The 26,065-nt window shown below is 69.7% G+C and carries 16 protein-coding genes; 14 read left to right on the top strand and 2 right to left on the bottom strand.

Annotated elements, in window-relative coordinates:
* Window positions 1-17: 17 nt before the first annotated feature.
* Complete coding sequence (locus ACFXJL_RS27300) at window positions 18-554, bottom strand: EF-hand domain-containing protein (protein WP_358878087.1); 537 nt, start codon at window positions 552-554, stop codon at window positions 18-20.
* Window positions 555-1,599: 1,045 nt separating this feature from the next.
* Between ACFXJL_RS27300 and ACFXJL_RS27295 the strand changes: the two genes are divergently transcribed.
* The 9 genes from ACFXJL_RS27295 to ACFXJL_RS27255 all read left to right on the top strand — a co-directional run bounded on the left by ACFXJL_RS27295 (window position 1,600) and on the right by ACFXJL_RS27255 (window position 15,867).
* Complete coding sequence (locus tag ACFXJL_RS27295) at window positions 1,600-3,045, top strand: amidase (RefSeq protein WP_384696690.1); 1,446 nt, start codon at window positions 1,600-1,602, stop codon at window positions 3,043-3,045.
* A 92-nt stretch (window positions 3,046-3,137) separates the two neighbouring features.
* A complete protein-coding gene (locus tag ACFXJL_RS27290) occupies window positions 3,138-4,376 on the top strand; it encodes an alpha/beta hydrolase family protein (RefSeq protein ID WP_384641234.1) in 1,239 nt (412 codons plus the stop codon).
* A 238-nt stretch (window positions 4,377-4,614) separates the two neighbouring features.
* A complete protein-coding gene (locus ACFXJL_RS27285; RefSeq protein WP_358878084.1) occupies window positions 4,615-6,090 on the top strand; it encodes an MFS transporter in 1,476 nt (491 codons plus the stop codon).
* Between the two features lie 11 nt (window positions 6,091-6,101).
* Window positions 6,102-6,893: an SDR family NAD(P)-dependent oxidoreductase gene (locus ACFXJL_RS27280; RefSeq protein ID WP_384641231.1), complete on the top strand. Its 792-nt coding sequence runs from the start codon at window positions 6,102-6,104 to the stop codon at window positions 6,891-6,893.
* A 203-nt stretch (window positions 6,894-7,096) separates the two neighbouring features.
* The gene (locus ACFXJL_RS27275; protein WP_384696686.1) at window positions 7,097-8,350 is read left to right on the top strand and encodes an aminotransferase class V-fold PLP-dependent enzyme; all 1,254 of its coding nucleotides are present in this window, start codon (window positions 7,097-7,099) and stop codon (window positions 8,348-8,350) included.
* A gap of 160 nt (window positions 8,351-8,510) precedes the next feature.
* The gene (locus ACFXJL_RS27270; RefSeq protein WP_384696683.1) at window positions 8,511-10,664 is read left to right on the top strand and encodes a hydantoinase/oxoprolinase family protein; all 2,154 of its coding nucleotides are present in this window, start codon (window positions 8,511-8,513) and stop codon (window positions 10,662-10,664) included.
* The gene (locus ACFXJL_RS27265) at window positions 10,661-12,577 is read left to right on the top strand and encodes a hydantoinase B/oxoprolinase family protein (protein WP_384696681.1); all 1,917 of its coding nucleotides are present in this window, start codon (window positions 10,661-10,663) and stop codon (window positions 12,575-12,577) included. The genes ACFXJL_RS27270 and ACFXJL_RS27265 overlap by 4 nt, the downstream gene beginning before the upstream one ends.
* Window positions 12,574-14,046: a transaminase gene (locus ACFXJL_RS27260; RefSeq protein WP_384696678.1), complete on the top strand. Its 1,473-nt coding sequence runs from the start codon at window positions 12,574-12,576 to the stop codon at window positions 14,044-14,046. Before ACFXJL_RS27265 ends, ACFXJL_RS27260 begins: the two co-directional genes overlap by 4 nt.
* 81 nt (window positions 14,047-14,127) lie before the next feature.
* Window positions 14,128-15,867, top strand: coding sequence for an MFS transporter (locus ACFXJL_RS27255; RefSeq protein WP_384696674.1), 1,740 nt, complete (start codon window positions 14,128-14,130; stop codon window positions 15,865-15,867).
* Window positions 15,868-16,085: 218 nt separating this feature from the next.
* Here the strand turns inward: ACFXJL_RS27255 and ACFXJL_RS27250 are convergent, their stop codons facing one another.
* Window positions 16,086-16,571, bottom strand: a complete 486-nt coding sequence (locus tag ACFXJL_RS27250) for a MarR family transcriptional regulator (RefSeq protein WP_358878077.1) — start codon at window positions 16,569-16,571, stop codon at window positions 16,086-16,088.
* A gap of 747 nt (window positions 16,572-17,318) precedes the next feature.
* On the opposite strand from ACFXJL_RS27250, the gene ACFXJL_RS27245 reads away from it, so the two are divergent.
* The 5 genes from ACFXJL_RS27245 to ACFXJL_RS27225 all read left to right on the top strand — a co-directional run bounded on the left by ACFXJL_RS27245 (window position 17,319) and on the right by ACFXJL_RS27225 (window position 25,992).
* Window positions 17,319-17,606 (top strand): hypothetical protein, encoded by a 288-nt coding sequence (locus ACFXJL_RS27245; RefSeq protein WP_358878076.1) that lies wholly within the window; start codon window positions 17,319-17,321, stop codon window positions 17,604-17,606.
* Between the two features lie 188 nt (window positions 17,607-17,794).
* Window positions 17,795-18,142, top strand: coding sequence for a VOC family protein (locus ACFXJL_RS27240; RefSeq protein ID WP_384641216.1), 348 nt, complete (start codon window positions 17,795-17,797; stop codon window positions 18,140-18,142).
* Window positions 18,143-18,254: 112 nt separating this feature from the next.
* Window positions 18,255-18,731 carry a GNAT family N-acetyltransferase gene (locus ACFXJL_RS27235; protein WP_358878074.1) on the top strand — a complete coding sequence of 159 codons (477 nt, stop codon included), beginning with the start codon at window positions 18,255-18,257 and terminating at the stop codon, window positions 18,729-18,731.
* Window positions 18,732-19,021: 290 nt separating this feature from the next.
* On the top strand, window positions 19,022-21,832 hold the full coding sequence (locus ACFXJL_RS27230) for a hypothetical protein (RefSeq protein ID WP_384696669.1): 2,811 nt from the start codon (window positions 19,022-19,024) through the stop codon (window positions 21,830-21,832).
* Complete coding sequence (locus ACFXJL_RS27225; protein ID WP_384696666.1) at window positions 21,829-25,992, top strand: hypothetical protein; 4,164 nt, start codon at window positions 21,829-21,831, stop codon at window positions 25,990-25,992. Before ACFXJL_RS27230 ends, ACFXJL_RS27225 begins: the two co-directional genes overlap by 4 nt.
* The last annotated feature ends 73 nt before the right edge of the window (window positions 25,993-26,065 follow it).

Raw genomic sequence — 26,065 nt, 5'->3', positions numbered from 1 at the left:
CCGAGTGAGGGGACTCGTCAGGAAGCCGCGACCGGAACGAGGCGGTCGCCGGCGATGCCGGCCTTGTCGGGACGGTAGTAGTCCCGGATGCCCTCCTCCCAGACGGAGACCGGAATGCGGTCGCCGTCCACCGGGCCGAAGACATCGAACAGTTCGCCGATGTTGCGCTGTTCAAACCCGATGGCGGTCATCAGAGCGAGGAAGTCGGGTCGGGTGACGAACCCGTCGCCGTCCGGATCGCCCATCGCGGCGAGGGCCCTGGCGAACTCGTCGACGGCTGCGTCGAATCGCTGCGGATCGAGCACGACCGCAGTGAACTCCTCCGGGCTGATCCGCCCATCACCGTCGGCGTCCAACTCGGCCACGAGCGTGTCACCGTACCGTTGGAACGCGGAGAACAGAGCCTGCCCGGGCTCGTCATCGGCGGCAGGAAGAGCCGCGACCGTCCGGCGAGCCATCAGTTCGAAGTCGGCGGGCTCAAGGAAGCCGTTGCCGTCTGCGTCGAAGAGGGAGAACACGAGCTGTGCGCGGGCGATGGCCTCGTTGGTGGGCATGGGGGTGACACCTCTACTTCCCGGGAGTGCGCGGTCCGCCGAGTACATGCCCCCGGCGGTCGACCCCACTATCCGGGCGGCCTTCGACTCCGGTCAGACGAAGACCCCAAGTGCACACCATCGAGGTCAAAGCGCACGTTGAGCGCATGGCGCGACCACCGCTGGGCAGGGCCTCGTGCACGGAACACCAAGAGACACCACCAAGACGCCAAGACACTCAGGCGGCACGCGCTCAGACGGGGCTGCGAAGAACGCGACCACCGCGCCGGTCGAGCGCACGGAGCTGCGCTCGACCACCGCGCCGGTCGAGCGCAGCTCCGTGATCCGCGTCACGTGTCGGTATCGAGGGCACTACTGACGACGCTCCCCATCGGGCGCACCGAGTCCGGAACCTGACGGCAGCGGACCTGCATCTCGGACCTGTACCGCTCCGTGGCTGCGGAGTGTCTGGGACCGCCAGGCAATCGGGGCCCAACGGCCCTGCGGACGGCGGGCGGAGAGTGGAAGTGGCGTTGCCCCAGCGGTCGGTACGGGCTCGATGGGCCCGGTCCCCGGCCTTCCCGCCACTCTCCCGGCGTCCGTGATTCGAACGGGTGCACTTGGCTGCCGCATCCCGGGCCGGATGGCTTTCAGGTCCGCGACCAGCACTTCCACGCCCTGAGCGATGGTCGGGGTACGGCGCCCTGCGCGTGGCTCCGTCCTCCTGTTGCCGGATCGAACCGGCACCCGTCATCCGCCCTCGGGATGTGCCGCGGCAGACGGATGCCTTCCGGTCGCACGGCCGGCTGATCCGTCAGCCCGGGCGGTGCCGGAGGCAAGGACGGGTGACTCGTTTCAGCCCCAGGTGCCCGTTCCGGGCCGCACTGGTGCGCGGTCGTCCGTCGGCAAAGGTGCCCCGCGGCGGTGTCGCACGACTTTCGGCGCCGCCGCACAGGGCAAAAAATCCTCTGCCAACCCCCTTGCGTGATCGCGGGACGCCAGGGTTATGCTCCCGCCATGATTAAAGAGCTTAACTACTTTCGAGTAGGGGAGAAGTGGCCGCCTTATGAGCGAACCATCCGAGTTTGACGCGCTGGGTCAGGCGGAGTTGATCCGTACCGGACAGATATCGCCAAAGGATCTTCTGGAAGACGCTATCGAGCGCATCGAGCAGGTCAATCCAGAAATCAACGCGGTCATTCACACCATGTATGACGAAGCGCGTTCGACCGCTTCCGGAGTGCTACCCGAAGGGCCGTTCACCGGAGTTCCCTTTCTCCTGAAGGACGGCGGCGGAGTCGGATACGCCGGGGTGCCGATGACCTCCGCGAGCAGATTCCTCGCGGACTATGTGCCCACCGACGACGGCGAACTCACCCGCCGCTACAAAGCCGCCGGTCTCGTGGTGTGCGGCAAGACGAATCTGCCCGAGTTCGGACTTCTGCCCACCACCGAACCCGAACTGCACGGTCCCACCCGCAACCCCTGGGACACCGGTCTGTCGGCGGGCGGGTCAAGCGGTGGTGCGGCTGCGGCCGTCGCCGTGCGGATGGTGCCCATGGCCAACGCGAGTGACAGCGGGGGGTCGATCCGCGTTCCGGCCGGGAACTGCGGGGTGTTCGGGATGAAGCCGACCCGGCTCCGGATCTCGTCAGCCCGCCGCAAGGCCGGACTCTCGCCCCGGATCGCCATACTCAGCGAGCACGCGGTGACCCTGAGCGTGCGGGACTGCGCCGCCCTGCTCGATGCCACCGCCGGACCGCTGCGCGGCGACCCCTACACGGCGCCGCGGCCCGAGCGCCCGTACCTGGAGGAGACCCGACGTGACCCGGGGCGGCTGCGGATCGTCTTCAGCCGCCAGTCACCCACCGGTTCTCCACTGCATCCCGACTGTCTGGCGGCGGTCGAGGACGCGGCCCGTCTCTGCGAGGGCCTCGGACACCATGTCGAGGAGGGCACGCCCCGACTGGACGCCGCCGGGATCGCCAAGGCGTTCAGCGCGGTGTCGTCGGCCGGGTTCGCCTGGGATGTGGAGCGGATGGAGCAGACCCTCGGCCGGCAGGCCCGTGAGCAGGACTTCGAGGCCGGCACCTGGGCGATGATCCAGGGCGGCCGTGCCATGACCACCGGACTGGGCGAGTACTTCGATGCCCTCGCCGAGTTGCAGACGCTCTGCGACGGGCTGGCCGCCTTCCAAGAGCCGTACGACGTCTGGTTGACGCCCACTGCGGGCGCGCCCGCGCCGCCGCTCGGATCCTTCACCTCGACACCCGAGGACCCGACGCGCGGACTGCGCGCTGCTGCCGCCTTCCTTCCGTTCACGATGCTGATCAACATCACGGGGCAGCCCGCGATGTCCGTTCCCCTCCACTGGAATTCGGCCGGTATCCCCATCGGAACCCATTTCATCGGACCATACGGCGACGAGGGACTGCTGTACCGGCTGGCCGCGCAATTGGAAGCCGCGCGCCCCTGGGCCGGACGCACCCCGCCCGTGCTGAATCCTCGATAATCCGGCGGCCCATTCACCGGCAGCTCATTCAGAAGTCTGACCCAAAGGCCCTCGCGGTCCTGACGGGACCCGTGTCAATGAGGAGAACTGCTTTGCCCACGAATACCGAAGCATGGCCCAACCCGCTGATCGCCGGGCCTCGATGGACCTCACACCAGTTCATCGCCAGCGAAGTAATGGACGACCAGATCAAGCACCAGCTGAGCATGATGTTCTTCGGCATGTCAGATCTGGGCGAATGTCTTGAGGTCGCCCGTCAGATACGTGTCGACGACGAGGAAAGCTGGGTCGCGGCATGGAGCGAACGCGCCCATGCGCTCCAGCAGCGCGCCGAAGCCGCGGAAAAGCGCGGGCGGAACGTCACGGCCGGCGATGCCTATCTCCGTGCCTCCACCTACTGGCGTGCTTCACTGATGCACTTCAGCCACCCGGAGGACCCCCGTACCCGCGCGAACGCCATCAACAGCTACGACTGCTACGACCGCTATCTGGCGCTGTCGGGGTATCCCGGGGAGCCCGTGCGAATACCGTACGAGGGCAGCTTTCTGCACTCCTACCTCTACCGCAGTCCGGTCGCCAAGGGCCCTGCGCCGCTACTGATCTTCTTCCAGGGCCGGGACGCCTGGCCGGAGGACACCCGCTGGGTCTACGACGGAGCCATCCGACGCGGATACCACTGCCTGTCCGTGCAGTGTCCCGGTCAGGGGCTGACCCTACGGCTCAACAATCTGCCGTTCCGGTACGACTGGGAGAAGGTCGTCACCCCGATCGTGGATGTCGCCGTCACCCTCGACGGAGTCGCGCCGGACCGTATCGGTCTGATGGGGCTGAGCTTCGGCGGTTATCTGGCGCCCCGCGCCGCCGCCTTCGAGAAGCGGCTCAAGGTGTGCGTCGCCAACCCGGGTGTTCTGCACTGGGGCGACTCCATCCGGTCGGGGCTCCCCGATTCGCTCGGCGACGCGCTGGCTGCCGGGCCCGAGGTGTTCAACGGGGCCGTCGCGTCGATGGCCGCCCACTCACCGCTGGCGGAGTGGTTCCTGCGCGACTCCGCGTGGAAGCACGGGACCTCGACGCCGTACGAGCTCTTCCAGGAGTTCGATGCCTGCGATCTCACCGACGTCGCGGCCGGGATCGAGTGCGAGACCCTGGTGATGGACGGTGCAGAGGAACGATTCTCCACCGGTCAGGCGGAGTTGTTGTACGACGCTCTGACCTGCCCCAAGGAGTTCATGCTCTTCGACGAGGACAGCACCGCGCAGTTGCACTGTCAAAACGGCGGAACCGCAACCGCCGCCGAGTTCACCTTCGACTGGCTGGACGGGCGACTCTAAGACCTCCCGGCCTCGGGGCCGGCCCCGCTGGTTCCGGGATCTTCACCGCAGAACCCTCCGGCATCCGTCCGGCCTCCTCCGTACCCGTCCACCCCCTTCGTGCCTGTCCGTCGGCTCCAGTACCGGCGGTTCCAGGACCTGTTCCGTGCGCCCCTCCGCCGGGACCGTGCACTCCCCCCACTCCCCGCGTCCCCGCCCCACCCCTCCCTCCCCCAGGGACCCTTCAGGGAGTACGCCCATGTCCAACCCCCTTCCCCGGGTCGCCGCACCCGGGGTCCCTCCCGCACAACCGCCCGGAGAGCCACCCGGGCCCGCCAAGAGCGGCCACGATGTGACCGGCTCCCCGGTCGACGACCTCGCGGCCCCCGGCCCGATCGCGCCCGGTCCCTTCGACTCCACCGGTCTGCGACTGCGCGACACCCTCCGGCGCGGTGGGTGGAGCATCTGTCTGCTTGCCGTACCCCTCGTCGTGATGGAGCAGTTGAGCCGCGAGGCGACCAGCACCCTCGCCCCCGACATCCGCAACACCTTCGGCATCTCCGACGCCGCGTTCGTCGCCACCGCCGGGTTCACCGGTGTCGCACTGGTCCTCGGTGGGATACCCATGGCCTGGCTGGCCGTCCGGGTCAACCGCAAGAAACTCGTCGTGGTCTCGGCCGCCGTCGGGACCTTGTCCCTGATCGGTGCCGGGCTCGCCCAGAACGTCTGGCACCTCTTCACCGCCTACGCCTTCATCGGACTGGCGGCGGCGTACTCCAACCCCGTCTTCGGTTCCCTGATCGCCGACGCCTACCCGGTCGAGGGACGTGGTCGGATCTACGCCCTCCATGCGACGGCCACCCCGATCGGCCAGGCCGTCGGGCCCGCGCTCGCCGGGTCGCTGGCCGGTCTCGCGGGCGAAGGCGGCGAGTCCTGGCGCTGGGCCTACATCGGCCTCGCGGTGCCGTATGCACTGCTCGCCATCGCAGCGGCCGTCTTTCTGAAGGAACCGCAGCGCGGTGGGGCCGATCTGCCCGCGGCCCGAAGCGATACGGCCGGTCCAGCCGTCGAGGAGCGCCCCGTTGGGATCTTCCACGGCTTCCGGCAGATGATGCAGGTCAAGACGTTCCTCTTTATGTGCCTCGGCATCGGCGTCCTTGGGCTGGCCCTGTTCACCGTGCCGGTCCAGATGTCGCTCCTGCTGGGCGACGAGTACCACTTGGACGCCTTCGACCGCGGATTGATCTTCTCACTGACCCAACTACCGGTGATCGGCGCCATGGTGGCCGGCGGCCAGTACTTCGACCGGGTGTTCCGACAACGGCCCGAGATGACCGTGCTGATCGCCGGCGGCTCGATCCTCGTGTACGGAGCCATCATCTCGGGTGGCATCTGGCTCCGGCCCGTCTGGCTGCTGCTCGCCGCCTACGTCCTGGCCTCGATGTGTGTCGGGATCGCGCTGGTGTGCGTGGGTCCGCTGGTCGCAGCGGTCTCACCGCACCGACTGCGGGCGCAGGCGTTCGCCTTCCTACCCGTCTTCACCTTCCTGATGGGCGGCTTCTTCGGCTCCATCTTCGCCGGATTCATCTCCGACTCCTTCGGACCCCGCACCGCGATCACCTCCGCCGTGGCCTTCTCGGCCTTCACCGCAGGGCTCCTCTTCCTCCGCGGTCGCAGTCATCTGCGGCACGACATCGCGGCGGCGGCCAGGGAGCCGGACCCCGAACCCGTCTGAAAGGACTGGCCATGTCTTCGTCATCGCAACCCGCGGGGGCTCCGACGCCGGCGCCCCACCCGTTCGATCTGCACGGCAGAACGGCGATCGTCACGGGCGCGAGTTCCGGCATCGGCGCCGAGATCGCGCGGGCCCTCGGGGCTGCAGGCTGTGACGTCGTCCTCGTCGGCCGCTCGGCGGACCGGCTGACCGCCGCTGCGGCGGCGGTCGCCGCGACCGGGGCCGCGCAACTGGCGGTCGCCGCCGATCTGCGCGAGGACGATGCCCCACGCCAGGTCATCGAGGCGGCGATCGAACGATTCGGTCGACTCGACGTCCTGGTGCACTCCGCGGGCATCTACGCCCAGGCATCGCTGGCGGACACCACGGACGAGATGTTCGACGGACAGTGGGCGATCAATGTCCGTGCCCCGTTCCGCCTCACCCGGGCCGCCCGACCCCATCTGACCCGGGGTGCATCGATCGTCTTCGTCTCCTCTATGTCCGGCCGTGTCGGCTCGCCCGACGACTGTGCCTACTGCGCATCGAAGGGCGCTGTCGAACTGATGGTGAAGGCGCTCGCCACCGAACTGGCGCCGGAGGGCATCCGGGTCAACGCGGTTGCCCCCGGCAATGTGCACACCCCGATCAACGCCGAACTCATCACTCCCGAGTTGGAGAAGGAGATCGTGGCGACGACCCCCGCGGGCCGGGTGGGCGAGGTCGCTGACATCAGCCCGGCGGTGGTCTATCTCGCCTCGGACGCCTCGTCGTACGTGTACGGGGCCAGCCTCGCGGTCGACGGCGGGTTCACCGCCCAATAGCACCCCGCAGCCCGTGAGCCGTCAGCCGTGGGCCGACGCCTCACAATCCCCCAGACGCCCGCCGCCGCGGCACCGGTACACCCCCCGCCCACCGGGCCGGGGCGGCGGGCCCCACTCCCCGAGACCGGAGGCACAACTCCGGCGCAGACCACCGGATACCAGGCATCCACCCGAGATTCGCGATTCGAGTACGAGGACACGACATGACCACATTTCCCAGCGGCGTCGACCTGGACTGGTTCGAAGCCGAACTCCACCGTCTGGAAGAGGTCTCCCGCTTTCCGGAGATGCCGCGCAACCTCTTCGACGAGGGCCCCCATCTGATCACCACTCCCGAACTTCCCTGGGGCGACGCCGTACGCGAGGAGTCAGTCGCGGCATACCTCCGCTTCATCCACGGGGAGACCTGGATCACCGGCGGCGGCGCGCGGGAGATGGAGGCTGAGGTCGTCGGATGGCTGGGTGGGCTCATGGGCGCCGCGGACCCGGCCGGGTTCATCACCTCGGGCGGCTCAGAGTCCAACATGTGCGCGATCCTCACCGCGAAGCAGCGGGCCGGACGACGTGGCGGCAGTGTGGTCTTCCCGGACAACGGCCACTACTCGCTCCACAAGCTCTGCCGGATGTTCGACCTCGATCCCATCGTCGTGCCCGCCCCCGAGGGCCGGCTGGACCAGGTGGACCCGGAGGCCGTCGAGGCCGCCGTCCGGTCCGACACCATCGCCATCATCGCCACGGCCGGGACCTGGGCGTACGGCAGCGTGGACCCCATCGCGGAGATGGGCGCCATCGCACAGCGCCACGGCCTCTATCTGCACATCGACGGCGCCTTCGGCGGCTTCATCCTGCCGTTCCTGGAGCGCTCCGGCTATGACACCACCATCCCCGCGTGGGACTTCCGGGTCCCCGGGGTGTGTTCGATCAGCGCCGATCTGCACAAGAACGGCATGGCCCCACCGCCGGCCGGCACCCTGCTCTTCCGGGACGCCGCGCTGCTCAAGTCGGCGAAGGAGATCTGCCCGCCCAACGGCACCATGTCCGGCACCCGGGGTGCGGGGCCGATCGCCGGCGCCTGGGCGATGGTGAAACTGCTCGGAGAGCCGGGCTACACCGCGGTGTCACTGAAGTCCATGGCGATGCGCGATGAACTCGCGGCCGGGGTCGTGGGGATCGACGGTCTCGACGTCCACCCGGGCTCGCGGATCAATATGACCCTCATCCACTCCCGGACCCTCGATCTCCGGCCCGCAGCTGAGCAACTGCGCCGCAGGGGATGGATGTTCGCGGCCCGGGCCGTACCGGGGCCGGTGAGCCTCGTCGTCGTCCCCATGCCGCACAACGACGGCCAGACCACGGCCTTCCTACGGGACCTGCGCGAGTGCGTCGAGTCCGCGCCCCGGCTGGAGGGGACGGCCGCCGAGAAGTCCGCCCAACCCGTGTCCAGTTACGGCTTCTGAGCGTGAGCCCCGAGAAGCGGAGACCCATCATGTCCGACCAGCACCTCGCCCGGACCCACCGGGGGACCGACCACCCGACGACCCACTCGGCAGACTGTCTCCGCCCGGCGACCGTCTCCGGATCCGTACCCATGCCCGCCCCCGCGCAGAGGCGCCGGCCATGAGCGCCCCCGACCCGGCAACCCCCCTGCCCGCCGACGCTGCCACGCGGGTGTCCGTCGACATCGGCGGCACCTTCACCGACCTCGTCGTCGAGCAGAACGGCGAACTGCGGCTGTTCAAGTCGGCTACCGTGCCCGACGATCCGGTACGCGGCATCCTGGACGTCCTCACGGCGGCGGCCGAAGCCGACGGGCTGACGCTGGAGCGATTCCTCGCCGACGTCGGGACCTTCGTCCACGCCACGACCCGTGGGCTCAACGCCGTGCTCACCGGCACCACCGCGAAGACCGCGTTCCTCACCACCGAGGGCCACCCCGATGTGCTCCTGCTCCGGGAGGGCGGACGGCCTGACCCCTTCGACTTCACCGTCCCGTTCCCCGAGCCGTACGTGCCCCGCTCCCTCACCTTCGAGGTACCGGAGCGCATCACCGCCTCGGGGGAGATCCTGCGCCCCCTCGACCACGAGGGGCTCGGCCAGATCTGCGACCGGCTGGCCGCCGCTGAGGTCGAGGCCGTGGCCGTGTGCCTGCTGTGGGCCACGGTGAACCCGGCGCACGAACTGGCGGTCGCGGAGGTGCTGCGGGAGCGGCTGCCCGGTGTTCCGCACACCCTCTCCCATGCGCTGAACCCATCGCTGCGCGAGTACCGTCGGGCCTCGTCGGCAGCGATCGACGCCTCGCTCAAGCCGCTGATGTCCCGGTACACCGAGGGTCTGACCGGACGGCTGCGCGGTGCCGGTCTCACCGGCCGGATTCTGATGGTCACCTCCGTCGGTGGGGTGATGGACGTACAGGACGCGGCCGAAAAGCCGGTGCTGACCATCAACTCGGGGCCCTCGATGGCCCCGGTCGCTGGCCGTGCGTACGCCGCTGCGGATCTCGGCGCGGGCACCGTGATCGTCGCCGACGCGGGCGGGACCACCTACGACGTCACCCTCGTCCGCGACGGCGAAATCCCCTCCACCCGGTCGGCGTGGGTCGGGGGCGAGATCACCGGACATATGACCGGGCTGCCGTCGATCGACGTCAAGAGCGTCGGCGCGGGCGGCGGCAGCATCGCCTGGGTGGACCCCGGTGGGCTGTTGCACGTCGGTCCGATGAGCGCAGGTTCGGTGCCGGGCCCGGCGTGTTACGGGCGGGGCGGTGTCCGGGCCACGGTGACCGACGCCGCCCTGGTGCTGGGGTACCTCGATCCGGCCTCGTTCTCCAGCGGCGCCATGGTGCTCGATCCGGACGCGGCGCTCGCGGCGATCACCGACGATGTCGCCCGACCGCTCGGCGTCGATCCGGTCGCCGCAGCCCATGCCGTGCTCGAACTCACTACCGAACACATGGTCCGCGCGATCGAGGAGATCACCCTCCAACAGGGCATCGACCCGTCCGGGGCCGTCCTCGTCGGCGGCGGTGGCGCAGCCGGGCTCAATGCGGCAGCGGTCGCGCAGCGGTTGGGCTGCCGCACTCTGGTGGTGCCGGCCGTCGGCGCGGCGCTGGCCGCGTCCGGGGCGCTGATGTCCGATCTCCGGGCGGTGTACACGGCGACGGTCCCTGCGGTGACGAGCGGTTTCGAGGCGGACCGGGTGAACGCGGCCCTCGCCGGACTGCTCGTGCGGTGCGGCGAGTTCGCCGGGCATGTGGGGGCGGATCCGGCCGGGATGACCGTCACACTCTTCGCGGAGGCGCGGTACCCACAACAGATCTGGGAACTGGTGGTGCCCCTGCGCGGCGAGTCGTTCGCCACGGCGGACGCCGTCAGGGAGTTCGAGGCCGACTTCCACGCCGTCCACCAGCGCATCCTCGGCATCACGGACGAGGACTCACCGGTCGAGGTGGTCAGCTGGGGTGCCAGGGCCCGGGTGCCGCTGGCCGGCCGTACCGGCGTTCTGACCGCCCGACCGGGTGAGGCCGCCCCCGCCGGAGTGCGCCGGGCCTATGTCCCGGGTCAGGGCATGACCGACATCCCGGTACGCACCCTGTCGGGCATCGCCCCCGGTGAGGTGATCCAGGGCCCCGTGCTCATCGAGTCGCCCTTCACCACGGTGGTCGTCGCCGACCACGGCACCGGCGAGATCAGCGACTCAGGCTCCCTCGTCATCCATCCGGCGAAGGAAGCCTCACAGCGGACCGGTCACGACCGGCGGAAGGAGACGAGATGACCAGGGAGCGGAGCGTCCCAGCTGCCAGAGGTGGTGCCGGGGAGGCCGACGGGGGCGCCGTACGTGACGGTGCCGGTCTCGCGGTCCTCGCCCATCGATTCGAGGCGATTGTCCGCCGGATGTCCAACACCCTTGCCCGCAGCGGGCGTTCAGGGGTGCTCAATACGGCAAGGGACTTCTCCTGCTGTGTGCTGACCGCCGACGGCGGGGTGTTGATGACCGGCCAGAGCCCACCGATCCATGTGATGGGCGGACCTGACCTCCAGGCGCGATCCCTGCTGGAGTTCCACCCCGAACTCCGCGCGGGCGATGCCTTCCTCCACAACTCGCCGTACCACGGCAACACCCACGCCGCCGATCACTCCATCCTGGTGCCGGTGGTGGACGACGCGGGCGTGCACCGGTTCACCGTGCTCGCCAAGGCCCACCAGGCGGACTGCGGCAACTCCGTACCGACGACGTACATGGCGAGCGCCCGGGACGTGTACGAGGAGGGCGCGCTGATCTTCCCGGTCGTCCGCGTCCAGGAGGACTACACCGACCGCGCGGACATCCTGCGCATGTGCGAGATGCGCATCCGCGTCCCGCACCAATGGCGCGGCGACTACCTCGCCATCCTGGGCAGCGCCCGGATCGGGGAGCAGTCGCTGCTGCGGCTCGCCGAGGAGGTCGGCTGGGACGCGCTCGACTCCTTCGCCCATGACTGGCTCGACTACGGCGAGTCCCGGATGGCGGCGGCGATCGCCGGGCTGCCCGCGGGCGAGACGACCGTGACGACCCGGCACGATCCGTTCCCCGGGGTCCCGGACGGCGTCGCGATCAGCGCGAAGGTCGCCGTCGATCCCGCCCGCGGGATGATCGACATCGATCTGAGGGACAACCCCGACTGCGTGCCCAGCGGATTGAACCTCAGCGAGGCGTCCTCCCGCACGGCCGCGCTGATCGGTGTGTTCAACAGCATCGACCACACGGTTCCGCACAACCAGGGCAGCTTCCGCAGGGTGCGCGTGCACCTGCGGGAGAACTGTGTGGTGGGCATCCCACGGCATCCGGTGAGCTGCTCGGTCGCGACGACCAACCTCGCCAATCGACTCGGCAACATCGTGCAGCGCGCCTTCGCCGACCTCGGCGACGGCATCGGCATGGCCGAGGTCGGCACCGGTATGTCCCCATCGGAGGCGGTCGTCTCGGGTGTCGATCGGCGCGGCGGAGGCGCCGAACCGTTCGTCAACCAGATCTTCACCGGGACGAACGGGGGCGCGGCCGGGCCGTTCAACGACGGCTGGCTGACGATGGACGACCTCGGGAGCGGCGGCACACTGCTGCTCGACAGCGTTGAGATCGACGAGTTGAAGCAGCCGCTGGTCATCCATGAGCGCAGGCTCGCCCGGGACACCGAGGGCGCCGGACGGATGCGCGGCGCCCCCGGGTTGACCGTCGAGTACGGCCCGGTCGGCGGCGACCTGGAGGCGGTGTACGCCAACGACGGATCCGTCCATCCCATGAGCGGTGCGCGCGGCGGACTGGCCGGGGCACGCTCGGCCCAACAGTTGCGGCACCGGGACGGACACCTCAGTGATCTCGACATCTGCGGCCCGGTACGGGTGGCGGAGGGGGAGCGGCTGGTGGCCCGCACCAGCGGCGGCGGGGGATACGGCCCACCCCACACCCGCGATCCCTGGGCCGTGGCCCTGGACGTCCGGGAGGGTTGGATCAGTACGGACCGCGCCCGGCGGATCTACCGGGTGGTGCTGGACGGCGCCGGTGCGGTGGACACGGCGGAAACCGACCGTGTTCGCGCCGCCCTCGCCCGTGGCAGTGACACCGGACATGACACCGCGGACCCGGCTCGGGACCCCTCCGTCGCTCCGGGGCAGCGCCCAGGACCGCAACCGACGGAAGACACACCATGACCCGGCCGGGTGCCGGGTCGCCGGCGAGCGCGCAGCGATGTGCGGCGGACGGCCCCACCCGTACCGACGAGCCCTTCAATCCCTCACGTACAGCCATGGACGAGGTGAACGAGATGAATCCGGTGGACCGTACCCGGCTGTCCGCCCTGCTTGCGGGGGAGCGCCTGACCTATCGGGAGCGCAACCCCCGATCGCGTACTGCGCACGAAAAGGCGGACCATCTGCTCGGCGGTGTGCCGATGACCTGGATGGCGAAGAGCGCGGCGGGGTTCCCGCTCTATCTGCAACGCGCCTCCGGGGCGACCGTGGTCGACCTCGACGGACATGAACTGATCGACTTCTGCCTCGGTGACACCGGGGCGATGGCCGGGCATTCCCCGGCACCGACCGTTGCCGCGGTCGCCCGCAGATTCGGCGAACTCGGTGGCGCGACGACGATGATGCCCACCGAGGACGCGGCGGTCGTCGCGGAGGAACTGGCCCGCCGATTCGGAGTGTCCCGCTGGAGCTTCGCCCTCTCCGCGACCGATGCCAACCGCTGGGCACTGCGGCTCTCCCGCGCGTTCACCGGACGCTCCCGGATCCTGTTCAACAGCTACAGCTACCACGGCAGTGTGGACGAGTCGTTCGTCGTCACCGGCCCCGACGGCCCACGCTCCCGACCCGGCAACGTGGGCGCGCCCGTCGATCCCACGACGACCAGTCGGGTGGTCGAGTTCAACGACCTCGAAGCGCTGGAGCGGGAACTCTCGTACGGGGATGTCGCGGCCCTTCTGATGGAGCCGGCGCTCACCAACATGGGCATCGTCCTGCCCGCACCGGGCTACCTCGACGGCGTACGCGAACTGACGCGCCGTGCCGGTGTGCTGCTCATCAACGACGAGACCCACACCGTCTCGGCCGGGCCCGGCGGCTGTACCGGTGCCTGGGGTCTCGACCCGGACATCGTGACCGTCGGCAAGGCGATCGGCGGCGGCATCCCGATCGGCGCCTACGGGCTGAGCGAGCCGCTCGCCGAGGAGTTGTGGGCCAGGCCCGATCTGGATCTGGTGGACACGGGCGGTGTCGGCGGCACCCTCGCGGGCAACGCGCTCTCCCTCGCCGCTGCCCGCGCCACCCTGACCGAGGTACTGACCCCGGCCGCCTACGGGCACATGTTCGGGCTCGCCACCCGGTACACGGCCGGGGTCGAGCGGATCGTCCTCGCCCATGGGCTGCCCTGGTCGGTGACACGGTTGGGCGCCCGTGCCGAGTACCGCTTCATGACACCGGCACCGATGAACGGCACCTCCTCACAGCGGGCGACCGACGGTGAACTGGAGGACTATCTGCATCTCTTCCTGATCAACCGGGGCGTCCTGTTGACACCGTTCCACAACATGGCACTGATGTGCCCGCAGACCTCCGAGGCCGATGTCCGAACCCATCTGTCCCTGCTCGATGCGGCGGTGCACGCCCTGGTCGCCTGATCACGCCCGGCTCTCCGGTGGTCCGCTCCGGACCGGCAACGGACCACCGGGAAGGTTCACCCACGACCACAGGGTCAAGGCATGGAATCCAACTCCGAAACACCCGAATCACCCACCACGGGCACCATGGCGACGGCAGAGGCTGTGATCTCCCACCGGACGATCATGCGCATCATCGCGGGACTGCTGCTCGCGCTGTTCGCCGCCGTGCTCAGCACGATGATCGTGACCAACGCACTGCCGGCGATACTCCACGAACTCGGCGGCAGCCAGGCCCAGTACACCTGGGTGGTGGTGGCCTCCCTGCTCACCATGACGGTCAGCACCCCGATCTGGGGACGCCTGTCCGACCACTACAGCAAGCGACTGCTGGTCCAACTCGCACTCGTGGTCTTCGTCGCAGGCTCGGCGGGCGCGGCGCTCGCCCCATCGATGGGGCCGCTGATCGCGATGCGGGCGGTCCAGGGCATCGCCATGGGAGGTCTGATGGCCACCAGCCAGGCGGTCATCGGCACACTGGTCTCGCCACGGGAGCGGGGGCGGTACTCCGGATACATCGGCGCCGTCATGGCCGGGGCGACGGTGTGCGGCCCGCTCGTCGGCGGGGTCGTGGTGGACACCGAATGGCTCGGCTGGCGCTGGTGCTTCCTGGTCGTCCTACCGTTCTCGCTGGTCAGCCTGGTCCTCCTGCAACGTCATCTGCGCCTGCCCGCAACCCCCCGCCGAAAGGTCCGGGCGGACTGGACCGGGGCAGCGCTCATCGCCGTCACCGCCTCGCTGCCGCTCCTCTGGGTGACGTTCGCAGGCGATGCGTTCGCCTGGGTCTCCTGGCAGACGGCCGCCTTCCTGGGCGGCACACTGGTCGCCGGGGCGATGACCGTCAGGGTGGAGCGACACCATCCCGCACCCGTCGTCTCACGGTCCGTCTTCGGCGACCGGAACACCCGCCTGGTGGTGCTGGGGAGCATCTCCGTCGGTGTGGTCATGTTCGGGGTCATCCTGTTCCTGAGCCAGTACTTCCAACTCGCCCGGGGGTACTCACCGACCGTCGCCGGACTCCTGGGCATGCCGATGATGGTCGGCACCCTCGTCGGCACCATGGGCTCGGGGACCCTGATCACCCGCGCGGGGCGCTGGAAGGTGTTCCTCGTCTGCGGCTCTGCCCTGCTGGTCAGCGGGTTGGCGTTGCTCGGTCTGCCCACGCTGACCGGCACCGGTCCACTGCCGCTGTGGCTGCTGCTGGCGGCGACGGTCCTGGTCGGGCTGGGCATCGGCGCGGTGATGCAGAACTACGTCCTGGTGGCACAGAACTCGGTGGACGTCGACCGGGTGGGCGCTGCCAGCGCGACGGTGACCTTCTTCCGATCGCTGGCGGGTGCGATCGGTGTCTCCCTCCTCGGCGCCGTCGTCACCCACCGCGTGGCCGGGGTCGGCAACTTGCCCACAGGGGCGTCGGGCGGCGAACGCGTCCCGGACTTCGGCGCATTCTCCCCCGTACTGCGGGAAGCGGGCCGGACCGCCTACGGCGACGCCCTCACCTTTGTCTTCCTGGTGTCCGCCGTGGTCGCCCTGGGCAGCCTGGCCGCCTCCCTGGCAGTCCGTGAGACTCCGTTGCGCACCACCGTCCACAAGAGCGGGCAGACGGAGCCCGCAACGCCGGAGGGCCCGGGGGTAGTGCCGGCACAGGGGGAGCGGGGGCGGGAGGCATCCCCGCGGTCCGGGGAGCCGGCCCACCCCGAGCGGATCGTCCATGGGAAACACCCCGGATCGAAGCACCATGGACCGGAACACCCGGGACCGGAACCGGAACGTCGAGGGTAGGAGAGCCGGGGCACCGAAGCTGCCTCGTCCGGCGACTGACCCACTCCTCCCCTCCGTTCGCTGGCCCCGGACGGAGGGGAGTGCATTGCGTAGGCCCGGATGTCCCGAGCGGGTGGTGTCGCGCGGCCCGGCCGGCCGCGGTGGACGATCTCGTGGCGGACGGTCCATGGGATGAGACGGTGTCCAGGCCCGCCCGGACAGGTGGCGCGGTCCCGAACTCAGCCGTTCTTCGCCCGCCCGGCCCAGGCACGGCGCCCGGCCGGCCCGAAGTCCTTGTCGGCCTGTGCGTCGAGCGCGGCCTCGATCTCATCCACCCGCAGCGCCCTGAGCGCACCCAGGGCGTCCCCGGTCTCCCCGAGTACGTCCTTGATCCGCTCCACCAGCAGATCTTCCGCACCGCGCAGGGTGTCCACGCCGTGCTGGGTGATCGAGAAGAGCACCCCACGCCCGTCGCGCGCCGCATCGCTGCGTTCGATCAGACCGGCTCGCACCATGCCATTGGTGAGTGCCGACACCGCGGGCCTGCTCACCGCGGTGTAGCGGGCCAGCTCATACGCCCGCTGCTCGCCGTTCACGGCACTGTTCAGCGCGCGGTACTGGGCCAGGGTCAGCCCGGCCTCCTCGCACGCCTGCTGGACGATACGGGCAAGGCGGATCACGGTCCTGATGGATCCGAGCAGCTCGGCATCCGGACTCTTCTCCATGTGTCTCTCCCGGCCCATCGGCCCACCGTCCCGCCCGCTCGGCGCGGGTTTCCACAGCTTTGCCCCGCTGTCCGACATGCCACCCTAGTCCGTACCGGCCCGCCGTGCCGCTGCCGCCCCCGAAGAGGCCGCGCAGGGCCGGAAACCGCCCCCGACCGGCTGGAACCTTTCCCAGTACGACGACCGACCGACCGCTTGAACCTTCCGGAGTCCGGGGCGGTGTCGGTACGTACTCGTCGGCGCCGGCGCTGGTGGTGGCGATGAGCTTGTTGGCGAGGTCCCTCACCAAACGGGTGATGGTGCCGTTGCCCTTCGCCGTCCAGGAGAGTTGGCCTGGGAGGCGTTCTCGGTGCCGTTCGACTGTGTCGCCAAGTGATCACTCGCATGGTCACAGCAGGAGCTTCACACTTCATGCGCGGAACGTCACCAGTGCCCAGCGCAACGTCACGAAGATCGCGATGGCCGTGTGGGGATTGATGCCCTGCCATATGGCCTGTTCGGGCTGGCCGTAGGCGGTGCGAACCGAAGCCCCGCGGATTTCCAGCAGAACGGTTGGGAGGCCCGATTGCTCCCGCGATCCGGTATGGACGCGATCGGGAGGCCCTCCGTGTGCACCAGCCGTCACCCACGCGGAACCGACCCCGAGCGGAGGCAGCGCTTCCTCTGTTGCGGCCCCTGTTGGACTCCTACGCTCGCGGAGGTTCGGGCAGGGCCCACGGGCCATCACCTCGGCACAGGAGGAGACTCATGCGGATCCGTACCGCACTCGCCGGCGTCGCCCTTGCGGGTGCGTTGTTCGCCGGTGTCGCGAGTCCAGTGCACGCTTCGGAATCCTTACGCGCACCCGCCGTCGCATCCGCAACGACCGCGTCGGAGAAGCCGGTTGAGGTTCTGGGTCGTTGGTACGACCACGACTGGTACTTCTTCTACGACCGTTGCATGGCCCAGGGCAAGGACCTCTACGGCCGGAACAACGTCCAGTACCGCTGCCTGGACATCGGGTTCGGCAGGTACATGTTGCAGTACTACGTCTAGGCACTACGTCTAGGCGCGGGCGACGGGAGGACAGGGCAGGCACGAAGGCAGTACCAGCCTCGAATGCCAGATGGGCTGTTCGTATGTCTCGTGCCGGTGGCGGGCCGGCGAGGGTCCGTGCAGCCGCGGACGTGCCGTAGTAGTCCTGGGGTACGCGAAGACCCGCTTGTTCTCGTTTGGAGTCGTCGATGGCCGTTCGTCGTGTCGTGCCCAACATTCAGTCCCAGGCCGTGGCGGAGAGCCGGGAGTTCTATGGGCTGCTGGGCTTCGAGGAGGTCATGAACCACGGCTGGATCATGACGCTCGCCTCCCCGTCCAGCCCGGCGGCCCAGATCAGCGTCATGGCCAGCGACAAGACCGCACCGGTCACCCCCGATATGAGTGTTGAGGTCGACGACGTGGATGCGGCCTACGCGGTGGTGCGCGAGAGCGGTGCGGAGATCGTGCACCCCTTGCAGGACGAGGAGTGGGGGGTGCGGCGGTTCTTCGTGCGCGACCCCAGCGGACGGGTGGTCAATGTGCTGGGCCACCGCTGAATGTCCCTCCCACTTGGCCGATGAACGTGCCTGTCCCGCAGCCGTCCGCTGAGGACGGTGAGCGGTGCGGAAATCGCTTCCCCCACCGGGGGGCGGACGCCAAACTCACCTCATGACCTCACACTTCACGGTGCGCCCGGCCCGACCTGCCGATGCCCGGCCCTTGGCCGTACTGCGTTGGAAGTTCAAGCAAGAGGATCATGAAGGGCGGCCGTCAGTATCGGACCGACCTTGGGAAGACGCCGCGATCTGGATCCGCGACCGCATCGGCGACGGCCGATGGTTGGCCTGGGTCGCGGAGACCGGAGACGACATCTGCGGCCATGTCTTCCTCTGCCCGGTGGAGCGGATGCCGGATCCCTGGGGCGGTGATGAACCCGTCGGCTATGTCACGAACTTCTACGTCACACCATCACAACGCAACAAAGGAGCAGGCTCGGCACTCCTTGAGGCGGTGAAGCGGCACGCGCACAGCGCAGGCTTCGACACGTTGATCGTCTGGCCGTCGGAGCACAGCAGCCCACTCTGGCAGCGAGCTGGGTTCCTGCCCCCTGAGGAACTGTTGGAACTACCGCTCGACACTCGATGAGCTCCCTTTCCGGCGGCTCCTCCCCGGTGCTGGAACGGCGCGCAGACCAGCGGCCTCGACTCTAGGGAACCGAGACAGGGAAGACGGTCTGGCGGCACCGTACGCAGACGCCCGCCGAAGATGTCCGGCCATCGCGGCCGATGGTTGACGGGGCACATACCGGCCGGTCAAGTGTCCACTGGCAGACCCTTCGTGGCGATGAAATACTGAGAGGGGGAATGCACTGCCCGGCTGGGTTCCATTGAACACGGGAGCTGGTGCCGATGTGCGCCGCAGCCTCGGGGACGCCCATGGACGGGACCACCGTCACCTTCCTCCGCCGTGAGGACATGCTCGTCCTTGACTTCACCTTCTCCAACATCTCCCGCTCGGGCACTGCGGGAGCCGTCGTCCTCGGTCCCAGTACACCCGGAACCGCGGGAACGATCACGGCCCACTTCCCGCCGCAGTCCGCCCTGGAGGAGTCCACGTCCTTGGCGGCGGCGTCCACCGGCACCAAACGGGTGCGGTACTCCGGCGAGAGCACCGTCGCCCTGCGCGTACCCCCGGGCACATCCGTGCCCTTCACCGCCGGCGGGCTGCTGTCCTGGGCCGCACTCCAGGCAGCCCAGGCCGGCACGGTCCTCGAATGCGTCTGGGGCCTCTTCTTCGGCCCCGCCTCCGCCCACCTGGTGTGGCGGCATGTGACCGCCCCCGTCACGGGCAGTTCCGGGGCCACGGGCATCTGGCACACCCGGATCGCCCCCGCGTCAGCGCCCCCGCACGAGGGCGGCCCGGTGGGCCTGGTGGGGGTGGCGCCGCCACGCGGCTGGCAACCCTTCCCCAGCTCGCTCTCCGCTCCCCACCGGCAGCAGATCCACAACGCCACCGGTGCCCGCCCGGTGACTGCCAACGGGGTCGTGCTGTCCGCGCTCGGCGCCAACGCCGACCTCGCCGGGGACTGGAAGGACTTCCCTGCGCTCGGCATCACGGGCTACCGCCACCGCTCGGCGGGCGGCCGTGACATCGTCGTCCAGGTCGACGAACACGGCTTCCTGCTGCCGTTCGGATTTCCCGTCCAGGTCACCACTCGTACCGAGCGACGGCTCGACCTCGGACTCGTCCAGTCGATCCGGCTGACCGTACTCAAGCCCGAGATCACCTACGAAGGCGTCGCCACCCTCCCCAACGGCGGCCGGGCCTTCCCCTTCTCCCGGGTCCGGGTCGACCAGCCGATCGACACCGAGATCTCCATCGGGACCCCGCTCGAAAGGGTCGGCTACTGGGTGCACAGTGCCGACGCGCCAGCCACGGCGCTGCCCTTCGCCCTCAGCGCCGACGACCGGCGCGGCCATCGCGTTCACTTCACCGCCCCCCTCGTCTTCATCCGGGGCGACTTTGCCTACGGCGGGCTGAGCGGCCCCCTCACCACGTACGAGAACATCACCAAGAACCTTCCGCTGCCCGCCACCGGCCGCCTCGAACTCGCCCCCGACGACGGCACGACCGCGGAGAAGTCCACGGTCGACATCGCCGAACTGCGGATCGGGGCGGAGCCGTCGCAAGCCACCTCCGCCCAGCTCATGGCCGCCGGACGGTTGGCCGCACACCCCCGGTTGCTCTCCGTCGGCGCCCGGATCCCGGCCCTGGACGCCCTCGCGCCACCGCCCACCGCCACCAGTGTCAGCGCCGCCGTGCCGCCCGCAGTCACCGGTACCGTCCACCAGCTCAAGCTGTACGACAAGTACGTGACCAACGGCCTGGCCGCCGCCCGTCAGGTCTATGCGAGCCTGCCGCAAGTCGCCGACTTTGCGCCACCGCCCGCAGCCTCCGGCGCGGTCGCAGCCCTCGGGCTGCCGGTGAGCGGGCTCTCCGCCGCCACGGGGCTCGTCGGCGGCAAGCTGGACACCGTCGCCGCCGGACAGTTCGACCCGGCCGCGTACTTCACACCGCCGGCGAGCCCGGGCGATCTGCCCACTCGGCTGCTCGGGGTCATCGACCTGACGCAGTTGATCGAGCCCGGCCCCATCGGCGCGGGCGACGGCACCAGCACCCCGAAGATCATCACCACCGTCGAACACCAACAAGGGACGCTCAAGCCGCCGACCGCTGTTCGGACCGAGATGAGCTGGCGTCCCCAGATCAAGGCCACCAGCATCGGCCCACTGACGACGACCCGGTCCGACAGCCTCGACATCAAGTCCACCAGCATCGCCCGGTTCGACGGCTCCCCGCCGACCGTCGAAGTCCGTGGTGAACTGCGGGACTTCAAGCTCAGCTTCGCGGGCATCCTCTCCATCGAGTTCCGACGGATGGCCTTCACCGGGAGACCGGGCACCACACCCGACCTCGACGTCAAGATCGGCAACGTCGGCTTCGACGGAGACCTCCGCTTCCTGGACAAACTCCGCGAATACCTGCCGTCACCCGCCAACGGGCCCCGCATCAACGTGGACCTCCAGGGGGTCGAAGTCGGCTACGGACTCGCCGTCCCGACCGTGGGCGCCGGGGTGTTCCTGCTCCAGAACCTGGTGCTTTCCATCACCGTGCGGCTCCCGTTCGACGGCACGCCGGTCCGCACCACCTTCGGCGTCTCCTCCCGTGACCACCCCTTCCTGGTCACCGTCTCCCTCCTCGGCGGCGGCGGATTCTTCTCGCTCACCGTCGAATCCGGCGAGGTCACCACCCTGGAAGCCCAACTGGAGTTCGGCGCGGCTGCCGCTCTCGACCTGGGCGTAGCCAGCGGCTCGGTCTCCATCACCGCCGGGGTGTACCTCAAACTGGACCACGGCGCGAGCCTGCTGGAGGGCTTCCTGAGGGCCGTCGGCGCCCTCGACGTCCTCGGCATCATCAGCGTCTCCGTCGAGTTCTACCTCTCCCTGAAGAGCACCAGCGTCCCCAAGAACCCGGCCAATCCGAGCGGCCCGAAACGTACGGAGATCGTCGGCACTGCCAGGGTGACCGTCCGCGTACGCGTCGCCTTCTTCTCCCAGTCCGTCAGCATGTCGATGGAGCGCCGGTTCGGCGGCGGGGGAGACCCCTCGTACAGCGATGCCTTCCCCACCCAGAACGCGTGGAGCAAGAGGTGTGCCGCCTTCGCCGCACTGGAGGACGCGTCATGATCAAACAGACCCTGGTGTGGACCCTGCTGCCCGACCCGGCGGCCCCCCAGACGGCCGCCGGGACGACCCAACTGTCCCTCATCCTCAGCATCCGGCTCTCGAACGACGAGGGCAGCCCACCCGGCACCGCCGTCCTACCCCTCTCCCGATATCTCCAGGTCGCCGCCTTCCCCACCCTCGACTTCCAACCGCTGACGGTGATCGTCAAGAAGGCGAACAACACCTCCAGCACCCCCGACGCCACCCTCGTCGACGATCCACCGGACCCCGCGCTCTGGCAGGCGCTCTTCCCCGGGTCGCTCCTCGTCGAACCCTTCGTCTTCGCCCAGCACGCGATGAGGGACCCGATCGAGTCCTATCCCGCGGCGGCGGTGGGGACGGCGCTGTCCGACATCTACGCCCGCCTCCTCGCCGGTGCCGTCGTGGCCGCCCAAGACGACGAGGATCAGTACGGCGACGACGAGCATCCGTACGGCACCACCGGCGGGCCCCGGGACGGCCCGGACTGGGCGACGGTCGAACGGCTCGTCCGACGTGTTGGCGCACCCGACCGCTCGGACCCCGACATTGAGTCGCTCCGCCGTGAACTGCTGCGTACCGGAGCCATCGAGGACGACGACGAGCGCGACGCCGAAGGCTGGGCCCGGCTCGCAGAGTTCCACCGCCCCATGGCGCCCACGACCCGGGAACTCACCCGCATGGGCCCCAGCACCCCGAGCCCGTACGAGTTCCACGCCCTGCTCGCCGCCCTCGCCGACCACCCGACGCTGATGGTCCCCCTCGGGCTCGTCCGTCGCTTCACCATCCCCCTCCCGACGGACCTGAATGAGCCCGTCACCATCCAGGCCGTACCGCACCATCTCCAGTTCATCCAGAACTACCGGCCACGGACCCGGTGCTTCGCCCGCAACGGGAAACTCACCCTCGCCCGTCCCGACGGCACCTCGGGCTCCCTCTTCCTGCCGCTGAACGACAGCAGTGTCTACACCCCGATCGACGTCGACCTCGACGCGGGTGGACTCGCCCTCCAGAACTACGCCCGGGCCCTGAGGTCCCTGCCCCGTGATGAATCCCCACCCGAGATCAAGCCCCCCGCGCTGCGTTCCGCGGGCATCTTCGTCGCCGAGGCGAACCGTCAGGTCACCTTTCAGAACATCCTCGACGTCGTCGCCGCCATCGACGAGGACCTCAAGAACGGCGGCGAGGGTGACGCGAAGACCCTGGACGCGTCCACCGTCCAACAGGGCATCCGGGTCGACGTCCACGACGCGGGCTCGAACCGCTGGTATCCCCTCTGCCGCCGCGAGGGCAAGTACACCGTCGACGACTACGGCACCCTGCCCATCCAGGACGAGGGCTGTGTCACCGATGCCATCACCCGCGGCGCCGACCAGGAGGGCAACGACACGGGGCGCCTCACCCAGGCCGTCTTCCGCTGGAACAACTGGAGCCTCGTCACCGAACCCCACGGCAGGACCATCGGTGTCGACGGCCAAGTGACCGACCCAGGGCCCGAGACCAACCCCGACCTCCCCTTCGCCGCCGCCGTCGACTGCCCCGCCAACACCCTGCCCGCCCTCCGCTTCGGCCGCACCTACCGCTTCCGCGCCCGCCTGGTCGACCTCGCGGGCCGCAGCACCCCCTTCACCGCCGCCCCACAATCGGGCGAACCTGCCAGCGCGCCCCTGCGGTTCTCCCGCTACGACCCGGTGCCCGCGCCCGTCATGGTGCTCCGCCGTCCCGTCACCGCGGGCGAATCCCCGGTCGACCTCGTCGTCCGTACCGACAACGCCGATTCCGGCGCGCCCGTCGCCGGGCCCACCTGCGAGCGCCATCTGCTCGCACCGAAGGCATCCGTGGAACTCGCGGAACGGCACGGGGTGCTCGACCTTGCGGCCGGACACCGGCCCGACCCTGCCGTCCACGCCCTGTTGACGAAGTACGACGGCGGGAAGATCACCGGCATCCCGGACCCGGGCGGGGGCGGCAGCCCCTACAAGGACGCCGACACGATCGAACTGCCGTGGCTGCCGGACCCGCTGTGCCGGGGCGCTGCCCTGCGCGGCGTGCCGGGCACCCCCGAACTGCTCACCCCCTGGCCCACCGGGGGCGCCGGCTGGTACCAGCGGCTGCCGATGCGGTTGATCGTCGAGGCCGGACCGATCGGGAGCACCCGGTCCACGGCCGTCGCCGACGCCGCCACCCGGACGATCCGTGTGAAGCTGCATCCGGCCGCCTCCTTCCCCGCCGTACTCAGCTCGATGCTGGCGCCCGGTGACGAGGACCTGTTGGGCCAGTGGCGGTGGTACGCCGAGCGGGTGAGGGCGGGCGAGAAGCCGGACTCTGACGATGCGTCAGGGGCAGGGGCAGGAGCAGGCGCAGGCGCAGGCAGCGGCACCGGACCGGCCGTCAGCACCTGCACCGAAGGTGCCGAATCCGATGTCCATGAACTCCTCGCGGACGCCGCGAGCACCGCACCCGAGCAGTTCGGGCCCGCCGGGAGCAGCGAACCGGACGACAGGATCCCCGCCCTGTCCGCCGCCGACCACGAAGCCGCCCTCCGGGCCGTCCTCGCGGGCCGGATCGGACAGCTCACCCCGACGACCGGGCTGACGATGGTCCACGCGGTCCGTTGCCCCGTCACCCCGCCGGCCTTCGCGGGTCCGCGCGTCCTACGGGAGCCCGCACAGACCGTGTACGCCCTCGACGAGGCCGCGATGTCTGTCCACGGTGCCTCCACCCTCACCGTGCACACCCTGGCGTCGTGGACCGAGTACTCCGACCTGACCGGCGACGGACTCGTGACGTCCGCGGCGTCGGCCGTGCTTCGCCCGGAGACCGACTCCCTCGGCGCCTCCGGTGGTCCGGCGCTGAAGAACATGCCGTTCCGGAGCCGTCACGACCCCGGGGACACCCGTCACCGGGTCATCACCTACACCCCTGTCGGCGCGTCGCGCTTCGTCCCGTACTTCACCGAGCGTCGTACGGTCGTCCTCAACGGCACCACACCCGCGCAGATCGCCCGGGCCTTCGTCCCGGGCACGGTCGCCGTACGGGCAGCCGTCCCTGCGCTCAATGCCGACGGCACTCCGGCGCCGCCCGGGGCGACGTACCGCGTCGGTACGGATGTGACCGTGAACGAGGACAAGGGCGAGGTCACCCGCATCGCCGGCGGGGCGATCACGCACGGCGCGTCGGTGGAAGTCGCGTACGTCGTGCCCCCCGTCACCCGCACCGGGCCGTCGGTCACCCTCCACGTGCCGTCGACCGTACGGCCTCCGGCGCCCGTGGTGCACTCGGTGGTGCCCGCCTTCGCCTGGCAGCGGAGCACCGCCGGCAACGCCACCACCAGCATCCGCAACGAGGGCACGGTCAGGGTCCATCTCAAGCGGCCCTGGTACCTCACCGGGGAGGGCGAACTCCTCGGCATCCGGGTCGTCGACGCCACGACCTCGATCGACCCGTCCGTACAGAAATGGGCCACCGCCTGGGGCCGTGATCCGATCCGGGACAAGGGGGATGCGCCCACCATGGCGTACCCCACCCCGGCGAACCTGGACGAGCGTGCGTTCGACGTACGCCTCGACCAGGGCCATGCCCTTGGCTTCCCCGTCGACTACGACGAGCAGCGGCAACTGTGGTACGCGGACGTACGGTTCAAGGGGAACACCCTCTACCAGCCCTTCGTCCATCTGATGGTGGTCCGGCTCCAGCCCGACTCGCTGACGGCCCCCGAGGACCTGCGGGCGTCGCCCGTGGTCGACGCCGGCTGGGTCCAACTCCCCGCCTACCGGCGCGCGAAGATCGTCGTCGGTGGGACGGCTGCGGGATCGCCGGTGAAGGTGTCGGTGGTCGCTCCGGAGCCACCACCCGGGCTGGACGGCCTGACGTCCGAGTTCACCGTGGGCGTGCAGTTCCGCAGCCCGCTGCTCCCCGACGACGCCGGCTGGATGGACCTCGACAGCGCGCCGCCCGTGCGGATGAACCGCGAGCCAGGGGCCGGACCCATCGGGGTGTGGACCCGGGACGTCGCGCTGCCAGCGGCCGTGGGAACCCGGCCGATGCGTGTGGTGGTGCGGGAGTACGACGTCCTCCCCGACAGCCCGGAGCCGGGCCGGACGACGCGCCGGATCTCCTACCTCGACACGATCCCCATCTGATCCCCATCTGATTCCCGATCGCTTCTCCCGGCGCTTCGGGGCCTGACTCGCCGCTGGGCCCCGTCAGCCGCTG

The organism is Streptomyces sp. NPDC059256 (genome assembly GCF_042753785.1).
Classification (GTDB): Bacteria; Actinomycetota; Actinomycetes; order Streptomycetales; family Streptomycetaceae; genus Streptomyces.
Note: the sequence above shows the minus strand (reverse complement) of the source record. Positions and strands in the feature narration are given on the sequence as shown.